This is a genomic window from Pseudarthrobacter defluvii, from assembly GCF_030816725.1.
In the GTDB taxonomy this organism is placed as follows: domain Bacteria; phylum Actinomycetota; class Actinomycetes; order Actinomycetales; family Micrococcaceae; genus Arthrobacter; species Arthrobacter defluvii_A.
In genome coordinates this window covers 292,212-315,685 of sequence record NZ_JAUSYG010000001.1, presented here as the reverse complement: position 1 = coordinate 315,685, position 23,474 = coordinate 292,212, and the positions used below count along the sequence as shown (strand labels likewise).

Sequence of the window (23,474 nt, the reverse complement as noted above, 5' to 3'; positions counted from 1 at the left end):
TCCACAAAGCGGAAACGGTGACGAAGCCGGAAGCACTGGAAGATAGATCAAAGCCCCTCCCTCGGAAGGACCTACGATGACGTACACAGTGAACTGCTCCATCCTCCTCACGGAGCTGCCCCTGCTCGAGCGCCCCGCGGCCGCCAAGGCGGCAGGCTTCGACGCGGTTGAGTTCTGGTGGCCCTTCGAGACCTCCGTCCCGGCGGATAGCGAGATCACCAGGTTCGAGAACGCCATCAGGGACGCCGGCGTCCAGCTCACCGGCCTGAACTTCAACGCCGGCAACATGCCCGGCGGTGACCGCGGCCTGGTTTCCTGGAAGGGACGCTGCTCCGAGTTCAAGGACAACATCGACGTCGTGGCAGGCATCGGCGAGCGCCTGGGCTGCAAAGCCTTCAACGCCCTCTACGGCAACCGGCAGGACGAATTCACGCCCGAAGAGCAGGACGAACTGGCCGTCAAGAACCTGGCGGCAGCAGCCGAAGGCGTCGCCCGCATCGGCGGCACCGTCCTCCTCGAACCCGTCAGCGGCGCCCCCAAGTACCCGCTCCTCACCGCCGACGACGCACTCAAGGTCATCGCCCGCGTCAAGGAGGAAACTGGTGCCGCCAACATCAAGCTCCTCGCCGACTTCTACCACCTGGCAGTCAACGGCGACGACGTCCAGGCCGTCATCGAAGCCCACGCCAAGGACTTCGGCCACATCCAGATCGCGGACAACCCCGGCCGCGGCGCACCTGGCACCGGCACCCTCCCGCTCGGCGAGTGGATCGCCCGGAGCCGCGAACTCGGCTACGAAGGCTACATCGGCCTCGAGTACAAGGAACCGCAGGAAACGGCCTTCAGCTGGGCCATCCGCGAGCGCATCAGCAACTAGTCCCCACCACAGACTTTCAAGAAAAGAGAACCATCATGAGCAACGTTGCAGTCATCGGACTCGGAATCATGGGCCTGCCCATGGCCATCAACCTCGTCAAGGCCGGCCACGCCGTCACCGGTTTCAACCGCAGCCAGGACAAGATCGACAAGCTGGTCTCCGAGGGCGGCAAGGGCGCCTCGAGCATCGCGGACGCCGTTAAGGATGCCGACGTCGTCATCACCATGGTGCCGGACTCCCCCGACGTCGAAGGTGTGGTCGGCGGCAAGGACGGCGTTTTCGCCAACGCGAAGCAGGGCGCCCTGTGGATCGACGCCTCCAGCATCCGCCCCGACGTCGCTGTCCGGCTTGCCGCAGACGCCAAGGAAGCAGGCATCCGCCCCCTCGACGCGCCGGTTTCCGGCGGCGAACAGGGCGCCATCGACGCCGTCCTGTCCATCATGGTCGGCGGCGACAAGGCCGACTTCGACGACGCCCAGGACGTCCTCAAGGCCGTCGGCAAGACCATCGTCCACGTCGGACCGTCCGGCTCCGGCCAGACCGTCAAGGCTGCCAACCAGCTGATTGTCGCGGTCAACATCGAGGTCCTCGGCGAAGCCATCGCCTTCCTCGAGGCCTACGGCGTGGACACCGACGCCGCCCTCAGGGTCCTCGGCGGCGGCCTGGCCGGCTCCAAGGTCCTGGAGCAGAAGGGCCAGAAGATGCTGGACCGCAACTTCGACCCCGGTTTCCGCCTCGCCCTCCACCACAAGGACCTGGGCATCGTCACCTCCGCCGCCCGCGAAGCCAACGTCGCTATCCCGCTCGGCGCCATCGCCGCCCAGCTCGTCGCCGCCACCGTCAACCAGGGCGACGGGGCACTGGACCACTCCGGACTCTTCAAGCAGGTCCTCCAGCTCAGTGGCAGGAAATAGAACCGGCCTGAAGTAGGGCACCCCGGCAAAAGCCGGACCACAGCAACACAGCGGGAACCCGCCGGCGAACATCATCAACGACGGCGGTTCCCCCACCACACCCTTTTTCAGCCCCAACCGCGGGGCGAACCCCAGATTTCAAGGAGCACCCCATGAGCAAGATGCGTACCGTTGATGCCGCGGTGGCCATCCTGGAAAAGGAAGGCGCCATCGAGGCGTTCGGCCTGCCAGGCGCTGCTATCAACCCCTTCTATTCGGCAATGCGCGCCCACGGCGGCATCCGCCACACCCTGGCCCGGCACGTTGAAGGTGCCAGCCACATGGCGGACGGCTTCAGCCGCGCCAAGGACGGCAACATCGGCATCTGCATCGGCACCTCCGGCCCCGCCGGCACCGACATGATCACCGGCCTCTACGCCGCGTGGGCAGACTCCATCCCTATGCTCTGCATCACCGGCCAGGCCCCCGTGGCCAAGCTGCACAAGGAAGACTTCCAGGCCGTGGACATCGAGTCCATCGCCAAGCCCGTCACCAAGATGGCCATGACCATCCTGGAGCCCGGCCAGGTTCCCGGCGCCTTCCAGAAGGCCTTCCAGCTGATGCGCTCCGGCCGTCCCGGCCCCGTGCTGCTGGACCTGCCCATTGACGTGCAGCTGGCCGAGATCGAGTTCGACATCGACACCTACGAGCCCCTGCCCGTCGAAAAGCCCAAGGCCTCCCGCAAGCAGCTGGAAAAGGCCTTGGACATGCTGCTCGCCGCCAAGCACCCGCTGATCGTGGCCGGCGGCGGCATCATCAACGCCGGCGCCTCCGCGCAGCTGGTGGAGCTGGCCGAGACCCTCAACGTTCCGGTCATCCCCACCCTGATGGGCTGGGGCACCATCCCGGACGACCACCAGCTGATGGCCGGCATGGTGGGCCTGCAGACCTCGCACCGCTACGGCAACGAGAACTACCTGCAGAGCGACTTCGTGATCGGCATCGGCAACCGCTGGGCCAACCGCCACACCGGCGGCCTGGAAACCTACACCGCGGGCCGTAAGTTCGTGCACATCGACATCGAGCCCACCCAGATCGGCCGCGTGTTCTCGCCGGACCTGGGCATCGCGTCCGACGCCGGTGCGGCGCTGGCCGGGCTGGTTGAGCTCGCCAGGGAGCGCAAGGCGGCAGGGTCCCTGCCGGACTACACCGCGTGGGTTGCCGAGTGCCAGGACCGCAAGGCCTCCCTGCACCGCAAGACGCACTTCGAGAACATCCCCATCAAGCCGCAGCGCGTCTACGAGGAGATGAACAAGTGCTTCGGCCGCGACACCACGTACGTGTCCACCATCGGCCTGTCCCAGATCGCCGGCGCCCAGATGCTGCACGTCTTCGGCCCCCGCAAGTGGATCAACGCCGGCCAGGCAGGCCCCCTGGGCTGGACCGCCCCGGCAGCGCTCGGCGTCGCACGTTCCAACCCGGACCAGACCGTGGTGGCCCTCTCCGGGGACTACGACTTCCAGTTCATGATCGAGGAACTGGCCGTGGGCGCACAGTTCAACCTGCCGTACATCCACGTGGTGGTGAACAACTCCTACCTGGGCCTGATCCGCCAGTCCCAGCGCGGCTTCAAGATGGAGCAGAACGTGTCCCTGGCGTTCGAGAACATCAACAGCTCGCACCTGTCCGAGGAGACCCGCGGCTACGGCGTGGACCACCTCAAGGTGGCCGAGGGCCTGGGTTGCAAGGCCGTCCGCGTGGAGGACCCCAATGACCTGGGCGCCGCGTTCGACAAGGCCAAGGCCCTGATGGGCGAGTTCCAGGTTCCCGTGGTGGTGGAAGTGATCCTGGAGAAGGTCACCAACATCTCCATGGGCGTGGAAATCAATGCCGTGAACGAGTTCGAGGAACTGGCGGAATCCGCCGCCGACGCTCCCACCGCCATCCTGGCGTTGCAGGCATAACCATGCGGATCGTGATTGCCCCGGACAAGTTCAAGGGATCGCTGTCAGCCCCGGAGGTGTGCAGGCACCTGGAAACGGGCCTTAGGGCAAAGTGGGCGGCGGCAGCAGCGAACAATCCTTTGGACGTGGTCCGGATTCCGGTGGCCGACGGCGGCGAGGGCACCCTCGACGCCGCCGTCGGCTCCGGCTTCACCCGCCGCACGGCAACGGTCAGCGGCCCCACCGGGCAGCCTGTCGAGGCCGAGTTCGCGGTCCGCGGGCATGAGGCAGTCATCGAGATGGCCGCCGCATCCGGGCTCGCCCTGGTGCCAAGCGTCCGGAAGGGCGGTCGCCCGGACTCCACGGATGCCACCGCGGCCAGCAGCCTTGGGACCGGCCAGCTCATCCGGGCAGCGCTCGACGCCGGCTCCCGGAGGATTATCCTCGGCGTGGGCGGCAGTGCCAATACCGACGGCGGTGCGGGGCTCCTTCAGGGGCTCGGCGCCAGGCTCCTCGACAGCAGGAACAACGAACTTCCGCCGGGTGGGGCGGCTCTGGCAAACCTGCACAGCATCGACTTCACGGATTTCGAGCCCCGCCTGGTGGACACCCGCTTTGTGCTGGCATCCGACGTGGACAACCCGTTGCTGGGCGCCCAGGGCGCTGCGGCGGTGTTCGGTCCGCAGAAGGGCGCCACACACCAAGACGTCGGCATGCTCGACGCCGCCCTGGCCAGGTTTGTCGAAGTCCTGGCCAGGGAAATCGGATTCCGCGCCGTCAAGGCAGCCGAAGCTCCCGGAGCCGGGGCAGCCGGCGGCGTGGGCTACGCCGCCATCGCCGTCCTGGCCGCAACGCGGCGGCCAGGCATCGACGTCGTCCTTGAATTCACGGGGCTGGCGGACCGCCTGGCCGGCGCCGACCTGGTGATCACCGGCGAAGGCAGTCTGGACGAGCAAAGCCTGCTCGGCAAGACCCCCATGGGTGTTGCCCGCGCGGCGGCAGCCCAGGGCGTTCCGGTCATCGCCGTCTGCGGCCGGACCACGCTGGACCAGGGCCAGGCTGAAGCCGCCGGCTTCGAGGACATTCATGCTTTGACGGCGCTCGAAACCGATGTAAACAGGTGCATAGCAGAGGCAGGACCGCTGCTGGAGCAACTGGGCACCCAGATCAGTGCGGAGCTGGCAGCCGACAGGACTGCCGCCGCAAGTACCAAGGAGGACCTCCGTGTCTGAAGAACGTTTTGACCTGGTCATCCGGGGCCGGCGCATCCTGACCACCGCCGGCATCGCCCCGCGGGAGGTGGGCGTGCGCAACGGCAAGATTGTGGCCATTGAGCCGCTGGGCAATGGCCTGGCCGGCGCCGAGGTCATCGAACTCGCCGATGATGAAACCCTGCTCCCGGGATTGGTCGACACCCACGTCCACGTCAACGAACCCGGCCGCACCGAATGGGAAGGTTTCGCCTCCGCCACCCGCGCAGCTGCGGCCGGCGGCGTCACCACCATCATCGACATGCCGCTGAACTCCGTCCCGCCCACCACCACGGTGGAGAACCTCAAGCTCAAGCGCGAGGTGGCCGAGGACCAGGCCTTCATCGACGTCGGGTTCTGGGGCGGCGCCATCCCCGGCAACAAGGCGGACCTGCGCCCCCTGCACGACGAAGGCGTTTTCGGCTTCAAGTGCTTCCTCCTGCACTCCGGCGTGGACGAATTCCCGCACCTGGATGCGGACGAGATGGAAGAGGACATGGCGGAGCTGAAGTCCTTCGACTCGCTCATGATCGTCCACGCCGAGGACTCGCACGCCATCGACCGCGCACCCCACCCCGGCGGCGACCACTACGAAACCTTCCTCGCCTCCCGCCCCCGCGGCGCCGAGAACAAGGCCATCGCAGAGGTTATCGAACGGGCCCGCTGGACCGGTGCGCGTGCGCACATCCTGCACCTGTCGTCGTCGGACGCACTGCCCATGATTGCCAGCGCCAAGCGCGACGGCGTCAAGCTCACCGTGGAGACGTGCCCGCACTACCTGACTCTGATGGCCGAGGAAATCCCGGACGGCGCCACCGCCTACAAGTGCTGCCCGCCCATCCGTGAGGCCTCCAACCGTGAACTGCTGTGGCAGGGCCTGCAGGACGGCACCATCGATTGCATCGTCTCGGACCACTCCCCCTCCACGCTGGACCTCAAGGACCTGGAAAACGGCGACTTCGCCGTGGCCTGGGGCGGCGTCTCGTCCCTGCAGCTGGGCCTGTCCCTGATTTGGACGGAAGCACGGCACCGCGGCATCCCGCTGGAACAGGTGGTGTCCTGGATGGCAGAGAAGCCCGCCAACCTGGCCCGGCTCACCAACAAGGGCCAGCTGGCTTTGGGCTACGACGCCGACTTCGCCGTCTTCGCCCCCGACGAGGCGTTCGTGGTGGACGTGTCCAAGCTCAAGCACAAGAACCCCATCACGCCTTATGACGGCAAGGCATTGTCCGGCGTGGTGCGCAAGACCTTCCTCCGCGGCGCCGCAGTGGACGGCCAGACCCCCACGGGCAGGCTGATCCGCCGCGGCGGCGTATAAAGGGCGCGCCATGGCAGTGGAAGCGCACTATCCGGGGGCGGGGGGCCGGCCAGGATTTGTCTCACGCAAGGCCGCTGCCCGCGGCCTCGCCGTATGGGTGGTTCCAGCCGAAGGAACCAGCCCGGAACTCCTGCGCCACGCCGCCCAAATGGTCCTCCAACGGGCCCTCGAAACTGCTCCGGAGGCGGAAGTCCATTGGCCTGCCGCCGGAGCCCCCACGTCCGCCGCGGAGGGAGCCGTAGCCGACTCCTCTCCGTTTCCTTCCGCGGCGGAGGCAGCCGGCCCGGCACTTGCAGAGGACGACGGCGGCACGCGCCTGCCGCCGTCGGCCGGCCCCGTCAGCCGGGTGGCCGTGGACCTTGCCGCCGAGACCGTCCTGCTGGACGGCCGGCCGGTGGCGCTGACCGGCGTCGAATACAAGGTGCTGCGCTACCTGGTGACCCACCTGTCCCGCACAGTAGGCCGCGAGGAACTGCAGGAGTTCCTGGAATCGCTGGATTTTCCCGGCGCCACCGCACGTTCCATCGACGTCTACGTGGGCCGGATCCGCAAGAAACTGGGCAATGCCCGCCATTCCGTCGCCACCGTGCGCGGGGGCGGATACCAGTTTGTCCCGGGCCCGCACGCGGCCGTTCGGGGACCTGCGGAATACTGCATATGACGCGCTGGTTTGTATGAGTAAGCGGCAACCCGCTTCACTTGATGTTTGGCCATCACTGACCGAGTCTTACAAAGGAACGCCATGAGCCCCACCCTGACCACCAAGCTTCAGCCCGGCACCCCGGCTCCTGATTTCACCCTCCGGGACGCCCAGGGCCGGGAGACCTCCTTGGCCGATTACCGCGGCAAGAACGTCATTGTGTACTTCTACCCGAAGGCCGCTACCCCTGGCTGTACCACCGAGGCCTGCGACTTCCGCGACAGCCTCGCCTCCCTGCAGGGCAAGGGCTATGAGGTTGTGGGCGTCTCCCCCGACGCTCAGGAAGCCCTGGCCGGCTTCAGCGGCGACTTCTCCCTGACCTTCCCGCTGCTCTCCGACCCCGACCACGCGGTTGCCCTGGCCTATGGCGCCTGGGGCGAAAAGCTGGTCCACGGCGAAATCCACGAAGGCATCGTCCGCTCCACGGTTGTGGTGGACCCTGAAGGAAACGTGACCCTGGCCCAGTACCAGGTCCAGGCCGACGGCCACGTTGCCCGCCTCAAGGAAGCCCTGGGACTCTAAACCCTCCATCACTTCCTGCAGCTTTTCCCCGGACGCCCCAGCACATAATGCTGGGGCGTCCGGTGTTTAACCTGCGGCCTTTGTCTCTGCCGCCACCTGCGCATAAGACGCAGAGACCCGGCGGTAAACCGGGGTCAGGAAGGCCAGCAGGGCGGCCGCAATCATGATGAGCCCCGCCACGAGGAACACCAGGGCTATTCCCCGGGAGGTTCCCTCACCCAGGAGCGGCGCCAGGACGGCGGCACCGTCCGCGGACCTCGCATAAGGGATGATCCAGAACTGGGCAACGGGAGCAATGACGAACGCCGTGACCGGTGCCGCGGCGGACTCAAACGCCATGGCGAAGCCAAAGACGCGTCCTTGCCGCTCCAGCGGCACCACCCGCTGGATGACGGTTTGCTCCGCCGCCTCCACGAACGGGACCAGCACCAGGTACAGCCAGATTCCCAGGATGTAGAGCCAGGCCCATTCGCGCAGCGTAAAGACCGCACCGAGCACCCCCATGGCCGCCACGGCTATCAGCAGGGTGCGCAGCGGGTTGGCCCCGAGCCCGAACTTGCCAATCAGGGCACCGCCGATGATGAACCCAGTGGACCCGATCGCAAACACCGCGCCCCACATCTCCACCGAAAACATCTCCAGCCCGTACGGATCCATCAGCGCCATGTAGACGCCGCCGATGAAATTGTTGAACGTGGAAAACAGGATCAGGGCGAACAGCCCCGAGATGGCCAGCACCGCCCTCCACGAGCCCCGAAGGTCGAATCCGCCATGGGCGTCAGTGGCCGCCGCCCGCAGCTCCTCAGGCATCCGCAGGGTCAATAGATGCGCCGCGGCCAGCGCAGTGAGCACCAGTGCTACGGCGATGGTCCACCCCATGCCCAGCAACCCGACGGACAATCCGGACAGCAGGGAGGTGACGATGAACATCAGCCCCTGCACCATCCCCACCAACCCGTTGGCATTGGCGCGGCGTTCAGGCTCGATGAGGATGCTGACGGTGGTGGACAAGGCGATGTTCCGCAGGTTTTCCACCACGGCACCAATCAGGATGATCAAGGTGAAGATCCAGAACCACGGCTGCCCCAGGTCCAGCAATGAGGCCGCAGGCGTGAGCAGGAACATCACCCCGGACAGGACGAACATCACCAGGCTGAAGCCGGCAGCAAAGCGCATGACTGCCAGCTTCCGGTAGCGGTCCACGAACGTGCCGAAGCTGATGCTGGACAAGGCAATCAGAAGCATGTAGGCGCCGCCCACCACCCCGGTGGCGATCACATTGCGCGTCTCCAGGTACAGCCAGAACGTCAGAGCGAACCACAGGTAGCTGGTGGTGATGTTGGCCAGGGCGGTGTTGACCAGGATGGCAGCGAAAGTGCGGGCACGCTCAGCCGGGCCTCTTACGGAAGTGTCCGAGGTTCCTGGATCCGCAGCGGCGTTGCCCGGTTCCTGCTGGGTCATGCGTCCCAGTGTAGTGACGCCCCGGCCGCACGGACACGGTCAGAATCAGTGAATGCGTCAGCGCTTGTCGCGGTCCTGGAATTCCTCATCCAGCTCATAGTGGCGGAACTCAGTTTCGCGGTTCGACTCACCGTCGACCACCATTTCGTGGTCAAGCTGACGCTGGATCCGACTGTCCAGGACCTGTAGCTCGTTGTCCGATACGGATACCAGGTCCTCCGGAAATTGGTCTTCCGGGGTGAGGTGCAGTTTTTCGCCCATTGAACCTGCCGTGCCTTCCTGCCGTTGCTTGGTTGCCCAGTTTACCGCTGCTCCTTCGCCACCGTACCTTTCTGTAGCAAAGCAGTCGCGCAGGGAGCTGCGACTACCACCCGCCAGGATCACGCCGGACGTTGTGCCGCGTCCAGCCCGGTGACAGGATGGCCGCATGGTGATCGAGGTGGGCCCAGCCACGGACTTTGAGGACGTCAAAACGCTGGTTGGTCCCAAACGGCCCGACGCCACGGTCTGCTGGTGCCTGAGCTACCGCATTCCGTCGAAGCAGAACGTGTCTCTCCGGGGAGAGGAGCGCGGGGAGCTTGTCAGGCAGCTGGTAGCCCAGGATCCGCCGCCCGGAGTCTTGGCCTACGACGGCGGCGAACCAGTCGGGTGGGCGGCAGTCCACCCGCGGGCGGAGACCAGTTTCGCGCGCAACCGTAAGATCCCGCACGTTGACGACAAGGATGTCTGGTCGGTTTGGTGCCTCCGGGTCCGCCCCGGCCACCGCGGAAAGGGCATCTCGCACCAGCTCGTGGCCGGCGCCGTGGACATGGCACGTTCCTATGGGGCACCCGCCGTCGAGGGCTATCCCGTAGATAACGGCGGCAGCAAAGTGGACCTCACCATGGCCTATGTTGGAACACGCAAACTTTTCGAAGACGCAGGCTTCACGAAGGCCGCGGACACCGCCTCGGTGCTGAACGGCTTTCCACGGGTGCTGATGCGGCTGGAACTGCCGTAGGCAGCGGCTTCAACGGAACCCTGAACCTATCTGTGGCGTCCCTACTTTGGTGGCGCCCCTACTTCCGGCGCCAGTACTTGCCCCAGTCAACCTCCATGGCCCACAACGCCAGAAGCAACGCGTCCATGGTCATCAGCCCCGCCAAAAGGTACGCCCAACCTGCCAAAGCACCCACCGCAATCTCCTGACCTGGTATCCCCCAGCCAATCGATTGGACTAAGTGTGGCATTTAGAGCGCCGCTATGGAATGCCCTCCACCCGCAGTTTTGAAGAGGACTTCGAGCCGGTGGTGCGCTTCGGTCTCCAGCTTGAGCCTGTGGGTAAGCCTTTCCACCTGCCTGGACATGTCCTCCCCCACCTGCAGCCGGTCCCCGGGCCAGCTCGATACCTCCCGCGATTCGGCCAGCGCATGCTCAAGTTCCCTGGCAGCGGCGCGCACCTTCCGGGAGTGGAATAGGACGCGCAGCAGCGCCTTGGCTTTGTCCGTCCCGTTCCTTTTGACATATTCCATTGGCTTCCCCGCCTTCCGCAAGCCGTGCAGCCTCCGCGGATCGTCGTCGTACCCTGTTGCCTGGAGAGTTGCTGCCGTCCTTCGAGTGTGACCGGCGTTCCTCAACGTCCCGGCAAGCAGGCGCCAAGATTTCCGCAAGATCTGCTGGGTGCGTCGTCCTGCATTTGCACCTGTCAGCGAAGTCACCGGAAACTGTGAAGCCTAAGACATGCCCTGTGCACCTTAATACTGTAGAAGTAGAGCTATGGTCTCTCCCTCCGAATCCCGCCGTGCGGTTGTCATCGAAGATGACCCGGACATCCGCGGACTGCTGGTCCGCGTCCTGGTCAAGCAGGGCTTCGATGTGACCCATGCGGGCGCCGGCCTGCCGGGCGTGGAGGAGGTCCGCCGCCGCAAGCCGGACCTGGTGACACTGGACCTGAACCTCCCGGACCTTGACGGACTGGAGGTGTGCAAGCTGTTGCGGGAGTTCTCGGACGCCTTCATTGTGATGCTCACCGCCCGGGCAGACGAACTCGACAAACTGACCGGCCTGGATAACGGCGCCGACGAATACATCAGCAAGCCTTTCAGCCCCCGCGAACTCCAGTCCAGGATCAATGCCCTGTTCCGGCGGCGGCCTTCCCCCGCGGCCGAATCCGCTGCCCGGGGCGAACTGGAACGCGCCACGGAGGTGCAGCAAAGCCTCTTGCCCAAGGAGGACATCCGTGTGGACGGCTACGACGTTGCAGGCCTCTTCCGGCCCTCCCGCAACGTGGGCGGTGATTTCTACGACTGGTACCAAACCCCGGACGGACTCCACCTGACCTTCGCCGACGCCATGGGCAAGGGCATGGGCGCGGCACTGATCGCTGCCACCGTCCGAGCCGTCATGCGCTCCACCGGCCTGCGCCAGGACCTCGACGCCGGGTTCGCCTCAGCCAGCAAGGCGATCGCTGCGGACCTGGACTCCTCCAACTCCTTCGTCACCCTTTTCCACGCCCGACTGGACGCAGCGTCCGGCAAGGTCAGCTATGTCGACGCCGGACACGGCCTTGCGCTGCACGTCCAGCCCGTGGGCCCGGCGAACCGCCTCCCCACGGGCGGGCCACCGGTGGGCGCCTGGCCGGGGACCCAGTGGCCGAAGGCAGAGCTGGAACTGGCCGAGGGCGATTCCCTGGTGGTAGTCAGCGACGGCATACTGGACGTCTTTGAGTCGGTAGAAGACTTCACCGACGCTGTCCAGCAGGCCACGCAGGCGGCCGGTTCAGCGCAGGAAGCCAGCACCTCAATCCTCGCCCTCGCCCCGGCCGAAACCACCGAAGATGACGTGACAGTGGTTGTGGTCCGCCGGCTCCGCGCGGAGGTGGCCGAGTGACCCGCTTCTGGACCCGCCTGGTGGTGGTGCTGACCGTCCTGACCGGCCTGAACTACATCGCCTGGCGATGGGCGGCGTCCCTCAACTGGGATGCCTGGTGGATTGCCCTCCCCCTGGTGGTGGCAGAAACTTACAGCCTCATCGACGTCATGCTTTTCGGCATGACGGTGTGGAAGCTGAAGATCCGCAAGGGTGCGCCGCAGCCACCGCACGATGCCACCGTGGACGTCTTCATCACCACCTACAACGAAGACCTGGACATGGTCCTGACCACCGCCCCTGCGGCCCAGAAAATCCGGCACCCGCACAGCACCTGGATACTGGACGACGGCGCCCGGCCGGAACTCAAGGACCTGTGCGAACAGCACGGCCTGGGCTACGTCACCCGGAGCGGGGACTGGACCAAGGACCTGCCCCGCCACGCCAAGGCCGGCAACCTGAACAACGCCCTCATGGTCACCCACGGCGAGTTCCTGCTGATCCTGGACGCGGACCAGATCCCGGAGCCGGACATCCTGGAAAAGACCCTGGGCTACTTCAACAACCGCCGCGTTGCCCTGGTCCAGACCCCGCAGTACTTCAGCAACGTACCCGCCGACGATCCGCTCGGCAGCCAGGCACCGCTGTTCTACGGCCCCATCCAGCAGGGCAAGGACGGCTGGAACGCCGCCTTCTTCTGCGGCTCCAACGCCATCCTTCGCCGCGAGGCCCTGATGCAGCTGGGCCTGGTGGGCTACGTCAAGGAGACCGAGAAGAGCATCCGCCGCGCGCTGGCCGCATCCCGGGCAGCCATCAAGCAGGCCCGGAAGTCCGCGGACGTGGAGTCACCCCTGGTGGCGGAGGTCCTGGACGAGGTGGAGGCCGCCACCGGCGAAGCCCAGGAGGAAGTGGACGCCGGCCGGCCCCTCAGCGAGGTCACTTACCGGGTCCGGCGCCGCGTGGACGCCGCCGTCCAGACCCTGGTCCAGGCCGACGTCGCAGCCCTGCAGGCAGACCTCAAGGAAATCGCCGCCATGGAACTGGCGCACGTGGGCGAATCCGGCGTCCCGGTGGTGGCGGACGACGCCGTCCAGCGGATGTCCGCCCGCGACTGGTCCCCGCTGGGCGCCCTGGAATCCGTCCAGGCCGTCCTGGACGCCCTGACCGTGGAACGCAGCAACGAGGCCCAGCCCGTCATGCCCCTGGCCACCATCTCCGTCACCGAGGACATGGCCACCGCCATGCGCATGCACGCCATGGGTTGGGAGAGCGTCTACCACCACGAAATCCTGGCCTATGGCCTGGCGCCGGAAGACATAGCGACCATGCTGACGCAGCGTCTCCGCTGGGCCCAGGGCACCATCCAGGTGCTGCTGCGGGAGAACCCGCTGGTGCAGAAGGGCCTCAAGCTGGGCCAGCGCCTGATGTACTTTGCCACCATGTGGACCTACCTCAGCGGGTTCGCAGCGGTCATCTACTTCGCGGCCCCCATCATCTACCTGCTGCTGGGCATCCTGCCGGTCAGCAGCCTCAGCTGGGACTTCTTCATCCGGTTCATCCCGTTCATGGTGGTCAACCAGCTGCTGTTTGCCGTGGCGGGCCGGGGCATCCCCACGTGGCGCGGCCAGCAGTACAGCCTTGCGCTGTTCCCCACCTGGATCAAAGCATGCACGACGGCGGCCCGGAATGTCTGGTTCGGCCGTCCCCTGGGCTTTGCCGTCACCCCCAAGGCGCGCCAAAGCGGGGGACCCAGCTGGAGCCTCATCCGGCCCCAGGTTGTGGTGTCCGCGCTGCTGGCGCTGGCCGCCGTCGTCGGAATTGCCCGCCTGGTGACCGGCCTGGCGGAACCGCTGGGCACTCTGGTCAATGTCGTGTGGGTGGTCTTTGACCTGGTGGTCATGAGCATCCTGGTCCGCGCCGTCCTCTACAAGGGATATGAGCCGGCCGCAGCACCTGCAAACAGAGAGGAATCCTGATGGAGTTCAGTTATGAGGTCAAAGACTCGTACGCGGAGGTCAAGGCGGATGGGCGGCTCAACATGGTCTCCGCGCCCAAGCTGCGCGAGTTCGTGACGGATGTGATCGCGGGAGGATCCAACCGGATCGTGGTGAACCTGGAAAACACCGCGTTCATGGACTCCTCGGGCCTGGGCGCACTGATCGGCTGCCTGAAGGCTGCCCGCCAGGCCGGCGGTGACCTGCGGATCGCGGCGGTGCAGCCACAGGTCAACATGGTCCTGAAGCTGACCAGCATGGACAAGGTCCTCACCGCCTACCCGACGGCCGGGGAGGCGTTCAGCAATGACTGAGGTCCTGGCTTCGCGCAGCTTCCGGGGACCCGCGGCAGAGGACGCCATCGAGGATGTCCACAACGACCTCGACAGCCTCTGGCTCGACGTTCCCTTCGTCAACGAGATGGACCAGATGACGTTCACGACGGCGGTCATCGAATCCGCGTCCAACATCGTCCAGCACGCCCAGCCGGCCGGGGAAAGGGAGGTGGAACTGGGTGTGGATACCACCGTGCAACCGGCTCTGCTGCAGGCGCGGGTCAGCGCCTACTACGCCAAGCCGCCGTTCGGCCCCATGGAGCCGGCCACGCCGGGCGAGGACGCCGAATCCGGGCGCGGCCTGGCACTGATCGAGGCGCTGGTAACCACGGTGACGTTCGAGCGGCAGGACGGCACCAACACCTGGGTTCTATCCCGGACCTCATCGGAGGATTAGGGTCTGCGGGACCGCTTGACAGGGCAACGTGCCTGCACTTGAATATTACGTATGCTGAAATAACAGTTCCATGATGCGGAAGCCTGCCGTGCCGGACAGGCGCCGGGTACTCCGGCCTCCGCATAGCCGTCACCATGGATGCCAGCATCACCTTCAAGGATTACGACCAGCATGAAGCTTGCCGAATTCAACAGCGCGGATTCCGCCGCCGCCCAGGCCACCCTTCGGCCCTGCATCGACATCAGCCGCTGGGTGGAGGCGGTGGCCGGAGCCCGGCCCTTCGCCGGCCGCAATGAGCTCCTGGAGTTCGCCGCCCAGGCCGCCACCCCGTTTACCCCGGCCGAGGTGGAATCCGCCATGGCCCACCACCCCAGGATCGGGGAACGCCCGACGGCGGCCAGCACCGAGGCGTCCATGTCCCGTTCCGAGCAGGCCGGGGTGGACCCGGAAGATACTGCTGTTACCGACGCCCTGGCACGCGGGAACCGGGAGTACGAGGAGAAGTTCGGCCGCGTCTTCCTGATCCGGGCAGCCGGACGCAGCGCGCAGGACATCCTGGCGGCGCTGAACCAGCGGCTCACCAACTCCCCCGAAGAAGAAGACAGCATCGTGGCCCAGCAGCTGCGCGAAATCGCCGTACTCCGGCTCGAAGGACTGATCAGCGAATGAGCGTCTCCCATGTGACCACCCACATCCTTGACACCGGCGCCGGGCGCCCGGCGGCGGGCGTCGCCGTCGTCCTTTCACGGCACGACGGCGGCGCCTGGCGTGAGCTGGCAACCTCCAGCACCGACGCGGACGGCCGGGCCAAGGACCTGGGACCGGAGCAGCTGGAACCCGGAAACTACAAACTGAACTTCGCCACGGGCGCCTACTACGCGGGCCTGCAGACGCAGACATTTTTCCCGGAAGTGGACCTCGTCTTCGAAGTCACGGGCCCCGAGCACTACCACGTGCCCCTGCTCCTGAGCCCGTTCGCGTACTCCACCTACCGCGGCAGCTAGCGGGCCCTCCCGGGCTGCCGCAGCCCAGCCGGCCTGCCCGAATGTCACGGCCATCACATTAACCGGCATAGGATCAGGAAGTATGGCTTCGAATAGAGACACTGAATCCGATACCGAGGCGGAAGGCGGACAGTCCGGCGGCGTGCAGTCCGTGGAGCGGGCCCTGACCGTCCTGGAGATCCTGGCCCGGGAGGGACATGCGGGTGTAAGCGAAATAGCCGAGGAAATGGGGATCCACAAGTCCACCGTGTCCCGGCTGATGGGTTCGCTGGTCACGCGCGAGATGGTCCACCAAAACAGTGAACGGGGCAAGTACCAGCTCGGTTTTGGAATTCTTCGCCTGGCCAGCTCCATTCCCGGCCGCCTGAGCCTGGTCCGCGAGGCGAGGCCCGTCCTGGAGAGCCTGGCGGAAGAGTTCAAGGAAACCGTCAACCTGGCTGTCCTGCGCTCCAACTACGCCGTAAACGTGGACCAGGCCATGGGCCCGTCCACCCTGGCCACCTACGACTGGGTGGGAAGCCTGACCCCGCTGCACGCGACCTCCAGCGGCAAGGTCCTCCTGGCGGCGCTGGAGGCGGACCACCGGGACCGCATTTTGAAGGAGACGGGCCTGACTGCCCGCACCGCACGCACCATTACCTCCCGCAAGGAGCTGGACGCACAGCTGCTCGAGGTAGCGGCCAAGGGGTATGCGGTGGTGCGGGAGGAGTTCGAGATCGGCCTGAATGCCGTGGCAGTGCCCGTCTACAACCACCAAGGCGTCGTGATCGGTGCCCTCAGCATTTCGGGGCCGGCATTCCGGTTCGACCCGGAGAAGATCCCGGGCCTGCTGAAAACCCTCAAGGACGCGGGACTCAAAGTCAGCGCCAACATGGGTTACACGCATCGCTGAGAGCCGCCAGATTCAACACGGCAATGACCCCGGGTTCGTTTGGACCCGGGGTCATTGCCGTCTTAGCGGTGCCGGAACAAAGTGCACTTCACGCAGCGGGGCTTGACCGACATATATTCCGCGTAAAAAGGGTTCACGGCACGGCATCCTTGACTTTGAAAGTGACGTACAGCACTCTTGTTGCTTAGCGCGAACTCTGTTGATCTTTGCGGAACACCTCCCCCACAGGGCTAAAGACCCTGACCCCGCTGGCGCCCGGGCCAACCGGCAATTCCTCTTCGGATTGCGCTGCCCACAGCCAGCACTAAACGCAAGCCCATGGACTAGCCAAAGGACCCGCTTTCATGGCCATTAACAGTGACCTGAGCTCCGCCAAGCCAAAAGTGCCGCCGTCAGGGGACGTTTCCCCCGAGCCGTTGGACGCCTATCAAAAGGAAGCGACGGCGGCCCTTCCCGCCGTCAACGAACACGAGCAGATTCTGGAGGAACTGAGGCAAAGCAACAGGGAGCAGGCCGTCTCCCAGCGCCGCAACCGGAAGCTGACGCTGGACAAGGCAACGTTCGGCATCACCGGCGCCATTGCCTTGGCCTTCGTGGTGTGGGGGTTTGCCGACAAGGACAGCCTGGCCACCACTTCAAAGGACGCCCTGGACTGGGTCATGGAGTACACCGGCTGGCTCTTCATGGTCCTCGCGTCCCTGTTCGTCGTCTTCGTCCTGTGGTTGGCCCTGGGCAAGTTCGGCAACATTCCGCTCGGCAAGGACGGCGAGAAACCCGAATTCCGAACAGTGTCGTGGATCGCCATGATGTTCGCCGCCGGAATGGGCATCGGCCTGATGTTTTACGGAGTGGCCGAGCCGCTGTACCACTTCGTCTCTCCCCCGCCCGGGACCGTTGACGGCCGCACCCCCGCAGCCATCCAGACGGCCATGGCGACTTCGATCTTCCACTGGACCCTGCACCCCTGGGCCATGTACGCGGTGGTGGGCATTGCCATGGCCTACGGCACCTACCGGCTGGGACGCAGGCAACTGATCTCCACTGCTTTCACCTCATTGTTCGGCATCAGGACCGTAGAGGGGCCGGTGGGCAAGGTCATCAACATCCTGGCCATCTTCGCCACCCTCTTCGGCACCGCCGCGTCACTGGGTCTCGGCGCCCTGCAGATTGGCAGCGGCTTCACCTCCAACGGCTGGACAGGCGAGATTGGAACACCCGTGCTCGTGGGCATCGTGGCGATCCTGACGGCGTGCTTCATCGCGTCCGCCGTGTCCGGCATCAGCCGCGGAATACAGTGGCTGTCCAACGTCAACATGGTACTTGCGGTGGTCCTCGCCGCCATCGTGTTCGTGGCTGGCCCCACTCTTTTCATCCTCAATCTGATCCCCTCGGCGGTCGGCGACTACTTGCGGGACCTGGCCGAAATGTCCTCCCGGACCGAAGCCGTGGGCGATGAAGCCCTGCGGACCTGGATGTCCGGCTGGACCATCTTCTACTGGGCCTGGTGGATCTCCTGGACGCCCTTTGTGGGCATGTTCATCGCACGGATCAGCCGGGGCCGGACCATCCGTCAGTTCGTCACCGGCGTACTGCTGGTCCCCAGTGTTGTCAGTGTCATCTGGTTCGGCATCTTCGGCGGTACCGCCTTCCATATCCAGCAGGAAGCGGACAAAGCCGGCACTCCTGGCCTGATGACCGTCACCGACGGCAAAGGAACCATCGATTTTGACGGCGCCCTGTTCAACCTGGTGAAGAACCTCCCCCTGCCCGGGTGGATGATTGCGGCCGTGATCGTCCTGGCCATGGTCCTGGTGGCAATTTTCTTCATCACCGGCGCCGACTCCGCCTCCCTGATCATGGCGTCGCTGAGCTCCAACGGCAGTTCCGACCCCAAGCGCGCCCTGGTCATTTTCTGGGGTGCACTCACCGGCGCCGTGGCCGCCGTCATGCTTCTGGCGGGCGGTGACAAGCCCTCCGAAGCGTTATCAGGGCTGCAGCGGATCACCATCGTCGCGGCCCTGCCCTTCGTCATCGTCATGCTGCTGCTCTGCTTCGCCCTCACCAAGGACCTGCGCAGGGACCCTCTTTCCTTGCGCCGCCGGTTGGCGGACTCCGTGGTGGAGCGGGCTATCCGGACCGGTGTCGAGCAGCACCGGGGTGTCCAGTTTGAGCTTGTGACAAAGCATGAATGTGCCGAGGGATGCGCCCAAGGCACAAACTGCACCGGTACAGGCCCGGACGTGGAAGAGCCGGAGCCGGAAAAGGCCGCCATGCGGTAGCAACGTGGAACGACTGGAGCCCCGGCACGTGCAGCGCCGGGGCTCCATGGTTATGGCCTGCCTTGGGAGCTGCAGCTCCCAAGGCGCCGGGGAGGGCTAAACCCAGATTTGGTAGCCGGATGACTTGTCGAAGATGCGCCGGGTGCTGATGCCCTCGGCGGCTATCCAGAGCACCGAGCCGTCCTCGGCAGCCTGGTCCACCACCCCGCTGGCCACGTGCTCCCCCTTCAACCACACCTCCACGCTGCGGCCGGGCAGGCGCGCCCAGTCGGCCCGGAGGCCGAGAGCCTTTTTCGACGTACCCCCGGCCTGCCCATCCTGTTCGAGGTCGAGGCCCGTGGCCGCAGGTTGGGCTTCAAGGGTTGCCTGGGAATTCACTGGTCACTCCGATCACCGGCAGCGTCGCCGCTCGAATCCAATCGCTGATATTTGATTGATATATCAATCTGGACCCAGTGTATGGTGCAGGTCACACTTCGTGTCAACAGGTGCCCGTGGACAAATGCCGTCAGGCTTTGAAAAGCGCCTCCCGGACCGCACGCTCGAATCCGCTGACGTGGACGCGGGCAAGTTCTGCGGCCCGCTCCTCATCCCCGTCGATGACGGCGCAGAGCAGATCGAGGTGTTCACGAACATGGTGGGACAAGTCCGGCAGCCGGTCGATGACCATGCACCAGATGCGCGTCGCCAGGTTGTCATAGCGGATCAGGATGTCCTCGAGGTGCGGGTTGGCAGCGGCGGCGTAGATGCCCTGGTGCACCCGGGAATCCAGCTGCAGTGTCTCCGTCACGGTTGCCGCCGACACATCGAACGCCTCAACCTTTTCGAGCGTGGCACGCAGCTCGTCCCGGACCGCAGGGGAAGCCACCCGTGCGGCACGCGCCGCAGCGAGGGGCTCGAGCTGGGCGCGGATCTCCGAAATGAAGGAAAGGTCAGTCACGTCCACCCTGGTGGCGAAGGTGCCCCTGCGGGGATAGGTCTTCACCAACCGGTCCAGTTCCAGCCGCTTCAGGGCTTCGCGCACCGGAGTCCGCCCCACACCCAGGTTCTTGGCCAGGAGTTCGTCGTTCAGCAGCTCGCCGGGTTTGATTTGAAGGGTCAGCAACCAGTCGCGGATGCTCTCATAGGCGACGTCGGCCAGGGATTTCCTCCCCATGTCGTCCGCCACCGCCAAAGCTTCGAATGCCACGCTGAGCCCCTTCTTCCGCGACCAGAAAAAAACTATTGACCTCGCCTATGGACCAGTATACGCTGGCACCCAATCTAATATATCAGTCCGTCACTTTTGAATATATCTAGAAGGAGGAGGGGCATGACCCTCATCGAAGCAACCTCAGCAACCATCACCCTGCCGGCGCTCAAGGAAGAGCAGACGCAGAAGTTCGTGCTGACCCTTTCCTGCAAGGAGCAAGCAGGAATTGTGCAAGCCGTCACCACATTCCTGTTCGAGCGTGGCTTCAACATCGACGAGCACCAGCAGTTCGACGACAGCCTGCGCGAGACACTCCACCTGCGCACCGCGTTCTCCGGTTCCCCCAACCACACGCCTGCCATGCTCGAGGAAGAGTTCGCGGGCATCGCCAGCCGGTTCGACATGAAGTTCAGCTTCCACGACCAGACCCCCAAGCGCGTCCTGGTCATGGTGTCCAAGTTCGGCCACTGCCTCAACGACCTCATCTTCCGGTGGCGCGGCGGCAGCCTGGGCGGCGAACTGGTGGCAGTCGTTTCCAACCACGAGACCCACCGTGCGATGGCGGAAGCCGCCGGGCTCCCCTTCATCTACGTCCCCGTCACCCCGGACACCAAGGCCGATGCGGAGCGCCGGCTGCTGGAACTGGTGGATGAGTACGAGGCCGACCTCGTGGTCCTGGCCCGCTACATGCAGGTGCTCTCGGACGACCTTTGCCGGGCACTGGAAGGACGGGCCATCAACATCCACCACTCCTTCCTTCCCGGGTTCAAGGGCGCCCGCCCCTACCACCAGGCCTACGACCGCGGCGTCAAGCTGGTGGGCGCCACCGCCCACTACGTCACGGCGGACCTGGACGAGGGCCCGATCATCGAGCAGGAAGTCATCCGCGTGGACCACACCTATGGCCCGGCGCAACTGTCCACCGTGGGCCAGGACGCCGAGGCGCTGGCCCTCTCCCGCGCCGTCCGCTGGCACTGCCAGCACAGGGTGCTGAAGGACCAGACCAGCACCGTGGTGTTCCGGTGAGCACCGGCGCGCACGCAGACAGAACCCGTAAAGCAGCAGGAGAGACCCCCTTGGAATCGTCGCCACGCATTGTCATTATCGGAGCCGGCATCGTCGGCACCAACCTCGCGGATGAACTCGTCACGCGGGGCTGGAACAACATCACGGTCCTTGACCAGGGACCGCTCAACATGCCCGGAGGATCCACCTCGCATGCCCCGGGGCTGGTCTTCCAGACCAACCCTTCCAAGTCCATGGCGCTGTTCGCCAAGTACACCGTGGAAAAGCTGCTGTCCCTGACTGAGGACGGAATCAGCTGCTTCAACCAGGTCGGCGGCCTCGAAGTTGCCACCACCGAGACCCGCCTGGCGGACCTGAAGCGCAAGCTCGGCTACGCCCATGCGTGGGGCATTGAGGGCTCCATCCTCTCCCCGGCCGAGTGCAAGGAGCTCTACCCGCTCATCAACGACGAGGACATCCTCGGCGGCCTCCACGTTCCCAGCGACGGCCTCGCTTTGGCCGCCCGCGCGGTCCAGCTGCTGATCAAGCGCACCGAGGCGGCCGGCGTAAAGTACATCGGCAACACCGAAGTTACCGGCATCGAGCAGTCCGGCCGCCGGGTCACCGGTGTCCAGACGCCCGACGGCGTGATCCCGGCAGACATCGTTGTCTCCTGCGCCGGCTTCTGGGGTGCAAAGGTCGGCGAGCTGATCGGCATGTCCGTCCCGCTGCTCCCGCTGGCCCACCAGTACGTCAAAACCACCCCGGTCCCGGCGCAGCAGGGCAAGAACGAGCTGCCCAACGGCGCTTCGCTGCCCATCCTGCGCCACCAGGACCAGGACCTCTACTACCGCGAGCACGGTGACCGCTACGGCATTGGCTCCTACGCCCACAAGCCCATGCCCGTGGACCTGGACGAACTCGGCAGCTTCAAGCCGAACGAGATCAGCGAGCACAACATGCCGTCCCGGCTGGACTTCACCCTCGAGGACTTCCTCCCCGCCTGGGAGGCCACCAAGCAGATCCTGCCGGCCCTGCGCGAAAGCGAGATCGAGGACGGCTTCAACGGCATCTTCTCCTTCACCCCCGACGGCGGCTCGCTGGTGGGAGAGTCCAAGGAACTCGATGGCTTCTTCGTCGCCGAAGCCGTCTGGGTCACCCACTCGGCGGGCATCGCCCGCGCCGTCGCCGAACTCCTCGTGGATGGCAAGTCCTCCATCGATTTGGGCGACTGCGATATCCACCGCTTCGAGGACGTCCAGCTGACCCCCGAGTACGTCAGCGAAACCTCGCAGCAGAACTTCGTGGAGATTTACGACGTCCTGCACCCGCTCCAGCCCAAGCTCTCCCCTCGCAACCTGCGCGTGTCCCCCTTCCATGCCCGGCACAGGGAACTCGGCGGCTACTTCCTCGAAGGCGCCGGCTGGGAACGGCCCTACTGGTTCGAGGTTAACGCCGATCTGCTCAAGGAAATGCCTGCCGAATGGCAGCCGCCGGCCCGCGACGCCTGGTCAGGCATGTTCAGCTCCCCCATCGCCGCGGCCGAGGCCTGGAAGACCCGTACCGCCGTCGCGATGTACGACATGACGCCCCTGAAGCGCCTCGAAATCTCCGGACCCGGCGCCCTGAAGCTGCTGCAGGAACTGACCACCGCGGAAATGAACAAAAAGCCCGGAGCCGTCACCTACACACTCCTGCTGGACGAGCAGGGCGGCGTCCGAAGCGACATCACCGTCGCCCGCCTGGACGAGCAGACCTTCCAGCTCGGCGCCAACGGCAACATCGACACCGCCTACTTCGATCGGGCGGCCCGGCACCAGACAGCAAGCGGCAGCGCCGAAGACTGGGTCCAGGTCCGCGACACCACCGGCGGCACCTGCTGCATCGGCCTCTGGGGCCCGCTGGCCCGTGAGGTTGTCGGAGCGGTCAGCAGCGACGACTTCACCAACGACGGTCTGAAGTACTTCCGGTCAAAGAACGTCGTCATAGGGGGCGTCCCGGTCACCGCCATGCGCCTGTCCTACGTCGGCGAACTGGGCTGGGAACTGTACACCAGCGCTGACAACGGCCAACGCCTCTGGGATGCGCTCTGGAAGGCCGGCCAGCCGTTCGGCGTCATCGCCGCCGGGCGTGCCGCGTTCAGCTCGCTCCGCCTGGAAAAGGGCTACCGCTCCTGGGGCACGGACATGACCACCGAGCACGACCCCTTCGAGGCCGGCCTCGGCTTCGCAGTGAAGATGGCCAAGGAGAACTTCGTCGGAAAGGCGGCGCTGGAGGGACGCACCGAGGAGAACTCCGGACGCCGCCTGCGCTGCCTCACGGTCGACAACGGCCGCAGCCTGGTGCTGGGCAAGGAACCGGTGTTCTACAAGGACCAGGCAGTCGGGTACGTTACCAGTGCCGCCTACGGCTACACGGTTAAGAAGCCGATCGCCTACTCCTACCTGCCCGCCGAGGTCTCCATCGGTGACTCCGTGGAGATCGAGTACTTCGGCCGCCGGATCGTGGCTACCGTGACCCAGGACCCGCTGTACGACCCCACCATGTCCCGGCTGCGCGGCTAGC

Annotated in this window: 23 protein-coding genes; 18 read left to right on the top strand and 5 right to left on the bottom strand. The window is 65.5% G+C overall.

The window, feature by feature from the left end:
- Window positions 1–76 precede the first annotated feature (76 nt).
- From QF031_RS01360 to bcp, 7 genes are all read left to right on the top strand, one after another.
- Window positions 77–877, top strand: a complete 801-nt coding sequence (locus tag QF031_RS01360) for a hydroxypyruvate isomerase family protein (protein WP_307423063.1) — start codon at window positions 77–79, stop codon at window positions 875–877.
- Window positions 766–1,791 (top strand): 2-hydroxy-3-oxopropionate reductase, encoded by a 1,026-nt coding sequence (locus tag QF031_RS01355; RefSeq protein ID WP_307423059.1) that lies wholly within the window; start codon window positions 766–768, stop codon window positions 1,789–1,791. The genes QF031_RS01360 and QF031_RS01355 overlap by 112 nt, the downstream gene beginning before the upstream one ends.
- 152 nt (window positions 1,792–1,943) lie before the next feature.
- Entirely contained in the window at window positions 1,944–3,734 is a 1,791-nt protein-coding gene (gene gcl, locus QF031_RS01350; protein WP_307423056.1) for a glyoxylate carboligase, read from the top strand.
- Between the two features lie 2 nt (window positions 3,735–3,736).
- Window positions 3,737–4,945: a glycerate kinase gene (locus tag QF031_RS01345; protein WP_307423053.1), complete on the top strand. Its 1,209-nt coding sequence runs from the start codon at window positions 3,737–3,739 to the stop codon at window positions 4,943–4,945.
- Entirely contained in the window at window positions 4,938–6,281 is a 1,344-nt protein-coding gene (allB, locus tag QF031_RS01340) for an allantoinase AllB (protein WP_307423050.1), read from the top strand. Before QF031_RS01345 ends, allB begins: the two co-directional genes overlap by 8 nt.
- Window positions 6,282–6,291: 10 nt before the next feature.
- Window positions 6,292–6,942 (top strand): winged helix-turn-helix domain-containing protein, encoded by a 651-nt coding sequence (locus tag QF031_RS01335; protein WP_307423048.1) that lies wholly within the window; start codon window positions 6,292–6,294, stop codon window positions 6,940–6,942.
- A gap of 81 nt (window positions 6,943–7,023) precedes the next feature.
- The gene (gene bcp, locus QF031_RS01330) at window positions 7,024–7,503 is read left to right on the top strand and encodes a thioredoxin-dependent thiol peroxidase (RefSeq protein WP_307423046.1); all 480 of its coding nucleotides are present in this window, start codon (window positions 7,024–7,026) and stop codon (window positions 7,501–7,503) included.
- A gap of 66 nt (window positions 7,504–7,569) precedes the next feature.
- Here the strand turns inward: bcp and QF031_RS01325 are convergent, their stop codons facing one another.
- Together QF031_RS01325 and QF031_RS01320 are read right to left on the bottom strand one after the other, a co-directional pair.
- Complete coding sequence (locus QF031_RS01325) at window positions 7,570–8,964, bottom strand: MFS transporter (protein ID WP_307423044.1); 1,395 nt, start codon at window positions 8,962–8,964, stop codon at window positions 7,570–7,572.
- Between the two features lie 57 nt (window positions 8,965–9,021).
- Window positions 9,022–9,225 (bottom strand): hypothetical protein, encoded by a 204-nt coding sequence (locus tag QF031_RS01320; RefSeq protein ID WP_307423041.1) that lies wholly within the window; start codon window positions 9,223–9,225, stop codon window positions 9,022–9,024.
- Window positions 9,226–9,391: 166 nt separating this feature from the next.
- Between QF031_RS01320 and QF031_RS01315 the strand changes: the two genes are divergently transcribed.
- Entirely contained in the window at window positions 9,392–9,964 is a 573-nt protein-coding gene (locus QF031_RS01315) for a GNAT family N-acetyltransferase (protein WP_307423038.1), read from the top strand.
- A gap of 229 nt (window positions 9,965–10,193) precedes the next feature.
- On the opposite strand, the gene QF031_RS01310 is transcribed toward QF031_RS01315, so the two are convergent.
- Window positions 10,194–10,475, bottom strand: coding sequence for a hypothetical protein (locus tag QF031_RS01310; RefSeq protein WP_307423035.1), 282 nt, complete (start codon window positions 10,473–10,475; stop codon window positions 10,194–10,196).
- 244 nt (window positions 10,476–10,719) lie between these two features.
- On the opposite strand from QF031_RS01310, the gene QF031_RS01305 reads away from it, so the two are divergent.
- The 8 genes from QF031_RS01305 (at window position 10,720) to QF031_RS01270 (ending at window position 18,712) form a co-directional block, all read left to right on the top strand.
- On the top strand, window positions 10,720–11,832 hold the full coding sequence (locus QF031_RS01305) for a PP2C family protein-serine/threonine phosphatase (protein ID WP_307423032.1): 1,113 nt from the start codon (window positions 10,720–10,722) through the stop codon (window positions 11,830–11,832).
- The gene (locus tag QF031_RS01300) at window positions 11,829–13,787 is read left to right on the top strand and encodes a glycosyltransferase family 2 protein (protein WP_307423029.1); all 1,959 of its coding nucleotides are present in this window, start codon (window positions 11,829–11,831) and stop codon (window positions 13,785–13,787) included. The genes QF031_RS01305 and QF031_RS01300 overlap by 4 nt, the downstream gene beginning before the upstream one ends.
- The gene (locus QF031_RS01295; protein ID WP_307423025.1) at window positions 13,787–14,119 is read left to right on the top strand and encodes an STAS domain-containing protein; all 333 of its coding nucleotides are present in this window, start codon (window positions 13,787–13,789) and stop codon (window positions 14,117–14,119) included. The genes QF031_RS01300 and QF031_RS01295 overlap by 1 nt, the downstream gene beginning before the upstream one ends.
- Complete coding sequence (locus QF031_RS01290) at window positions 14,112–14,537, top strand: ATP-binding protein (protein ID WP_307423023.1); 426 nt, start codon at window positions 14,112–14,114, stop codon at window positions 14,535–14,537. Before QF031_RS01295 ends, QF031_RS01290 begins: the two co-directional genes overlap by 8 nt.
- Before the next feature lie 171 nt (window positions 14,538–14,708).
- Entirely contained in the window at window positions 14,709–15,206 is a 498-nt protein-coding gene (gene uraD, locus QF031_RS01285) for a 2-oxo-4-hydroxy-4-carboxy-5-ureidoimidazoline decarboxylase (protein ID WP_307423021.1), read from the top strand.
- A complete protein-coding gene (gene uraH / locus QF031_RS01280; protein ID WP_307423018.1) occupies window positions 15,203–15,541 on the top strand; it encodes a hydroxyisourate hydrolase in 339 nt (112 codons plus the stop codon). Before uraD ends, uraH begins: the two co-directional genes overlap by 4 nt.
- 82 nt (window positions 15,542–15,623) lie before the next feature.
- Window positions 15,624–16,433, top strand: a complete 810-nt coding sequence (locus QF031_RS01275; protein ID WP_307423015.1) for an IclR family transcriptional regulator — start codon at window positions 15,624–15,626, stop codon at window positions 16,431–16,433.
- 344 nt (window positions 16,434–16,777) lie between these two features.
- On the top strand, window positions 16,778–18,712 hold the full coding sequence (locus tag QF031_RS01270) for a BCCT family transporter (RefSeq protein ID WP_307423012.1): 1,935 nt from the start codon (window positions 16,778–16,780) through the stop codon (window positions 18,710–18,712).
- A gap of 96 nt (window positions 18,713–18,808) precedes the next feature.
- On the opposite strand, the gene QF031_RS01265 is transcribed toward QF031_RS01270, so the two are convergent.
- Window positions 18,809–19,090: a hypothetical protein gene (locus QF031_RS01265; protein ID WP_307423009.1), complete on the bottom strand. Its 282-nt coding sequence runs from the start codon at window positions 19,088–19,090 to the stop codon at window positions 18,809–18,811.
- Between the two features lie 130 nt (window positions 19,091–19,220).
- A complete protein-coding gene (locus QF031_RS01260) occupies window positions 19,221–19,901 on the bottom strand; it encodes a GntR family transcriptional regulator (RefSeq protein ID WP_307423006.1) in 681 nt (226 codons plus the stop codon).
- A 123-nt stretch (window positions 19,902–20,024) separates the two neighbouring features.
- Between QF031_RS01260 and purU the strand changes: the two genes are divergently transcribed.
- Together purU and QF031_RS01250 are read left to right on the top strand one after the other, a co-directional pair.
- Window positions 20,025–20,930 (top strand): formyltetrahydrofolate deformylase, encoded by a 906-nt coding sequence (purU, locus tag QF031_RS01255; protein WP_307423004.1) that lies wholly within the window; start codon window positions 20,025–20,027, stop codon window positions 20,928–20,930.
- Between the two features lie 50 nt (window positions 20,931–20,980).
- Complete coding sequence (locus QF031_RS01250; protein ID WP_307423002.1) at window positions 20,981–23,473, top strand: GcvT family protein; 2,493 nt, start codon at window positions 20,981–20,983, stop codon at window positions 23,471–23,473.
- Window position 23,474: the final 1 nt, after the last annotated feature.

Excerpts from the sequence above, each read along its gene's own strand:
- gcl (WP_307423056.1), top strand. The coding sequence starts at position 1,944 with ATGAGCAAGATGCGTACCGTTGATGCCGCGGTGGCCATCCTGGAAAAG.
- QF031_RS01270 (WP_307423012.1), top strand. The coding sequence starts at position 16,778 with ATGGCCATTAACAGTGACCTGAGCTCCGCCAAGCCAAAAGTGCCGCCG.
- QF031_RS01360 (WP_307423063.1), top strand. The coding sequence starts at position 77 with ATGACGTACACAGTGAACTGCTCCATCCTCCTCACGGAGCTGCCCCTG.
- bcp (WP_307423046.1), top strand. The coding sequence starts at position 7,024 with ATGAGCCCCACCCTGACCACCAAGCTTCAGCCCGGCACCCCGGCTCCT.
- QF031_RS01305 (WP_307423032.1), top strand. The coding sequence starts at position 10,720 with ATGGTCTCTCCCTCCGAATCCCGCCGTGCGGTTGTCATCGAAGATGAC.
- QF031_RS01320 (WP_307423041.1), bottom strand. The coding sequence starts at position 9,225 with ATGGGCGAAAAACTGCACCTCACCCCGGAAGACCAATTTCCGGAGGAC.
- purU (WP_307423004.1), top strand. The coding sequence starts at position 20,025 with ATGACCCTCATCGAAGCAACCTCAGCAACCATCACCCTGCCGGCGCTC.
- QF031_RS01295 (WP_307423025.1), top strand. The coding sequence starts at position 13,787 with ATGGAGTTCAGTTATGAGGTCAAAGACTCGTACGCGGAGGTCAAGGCG.
- uraD (WP_307423021.1), top strand. The coding sequence starts at position 14,709 with ATGAAGCTTGCCGAATTCAACAGCGCGGATTCCGCCGCCGCCCAGGCC.
- QF031_RS01315 (WP_307423038.1), top strand. The coding sequence starts at position 9,392 with ATGGTGATCGAGGTGGGCCCAGCCACGGACTTTGAGGACGTCAAAACG.
- QF031_RS01345 (WP_307423053.1), top strand. The coding sequence starts at position 3,737 with ATGCGGATCGTGATTGCCCCGGACAAGTTCAAGGGATCGCTGTCAGCC.
- QF031_RS01325 (WP_307423044.1), bottom strand. The coding sequence starts at position 8,964 with ATGACCCAGCAGGAACCGGGCAACGCCGCTGCGGATCCAGGAACCTCG.
- QF031_RS01310 (WP_307423035.1), bottom strand. The coding sequence starts at position 10,475 with ATGGAATATGTCAAAAGGAACGGGACGGACAAAGCCAAGGCGCTGCTG.
- QF031_RS01275 (WP_307423015.1), top strand. The coding sequence starts at position 15,624 with ATGGCTTCGAATAGAGACACTGAATCCGATACCGAGGCGGAAGGCGGA.
- QF031_RS01335 (WP_307423048.1), top strand. The coding sequence starts at position 6,292 with ATGGCAGTGGAAGCGCACTATCCGGGGGCGGGGGGCCGGCCAGGATTT.
- QF031_RS01290 (WP_307423023.1), top strand. The coding sequence starts at position 14,112 with ATGACTGAGGTCCTGGCTTCGCGCAGCTTCCGGGGACCCGCGGCAGAG.
- uraH (WP_307423018.1), top strand. The coding sequence starts at position 15,203 with ATGAGCGTCTCCCATGTGACCACCCACATCCTTGACACCGGCGCCGGG.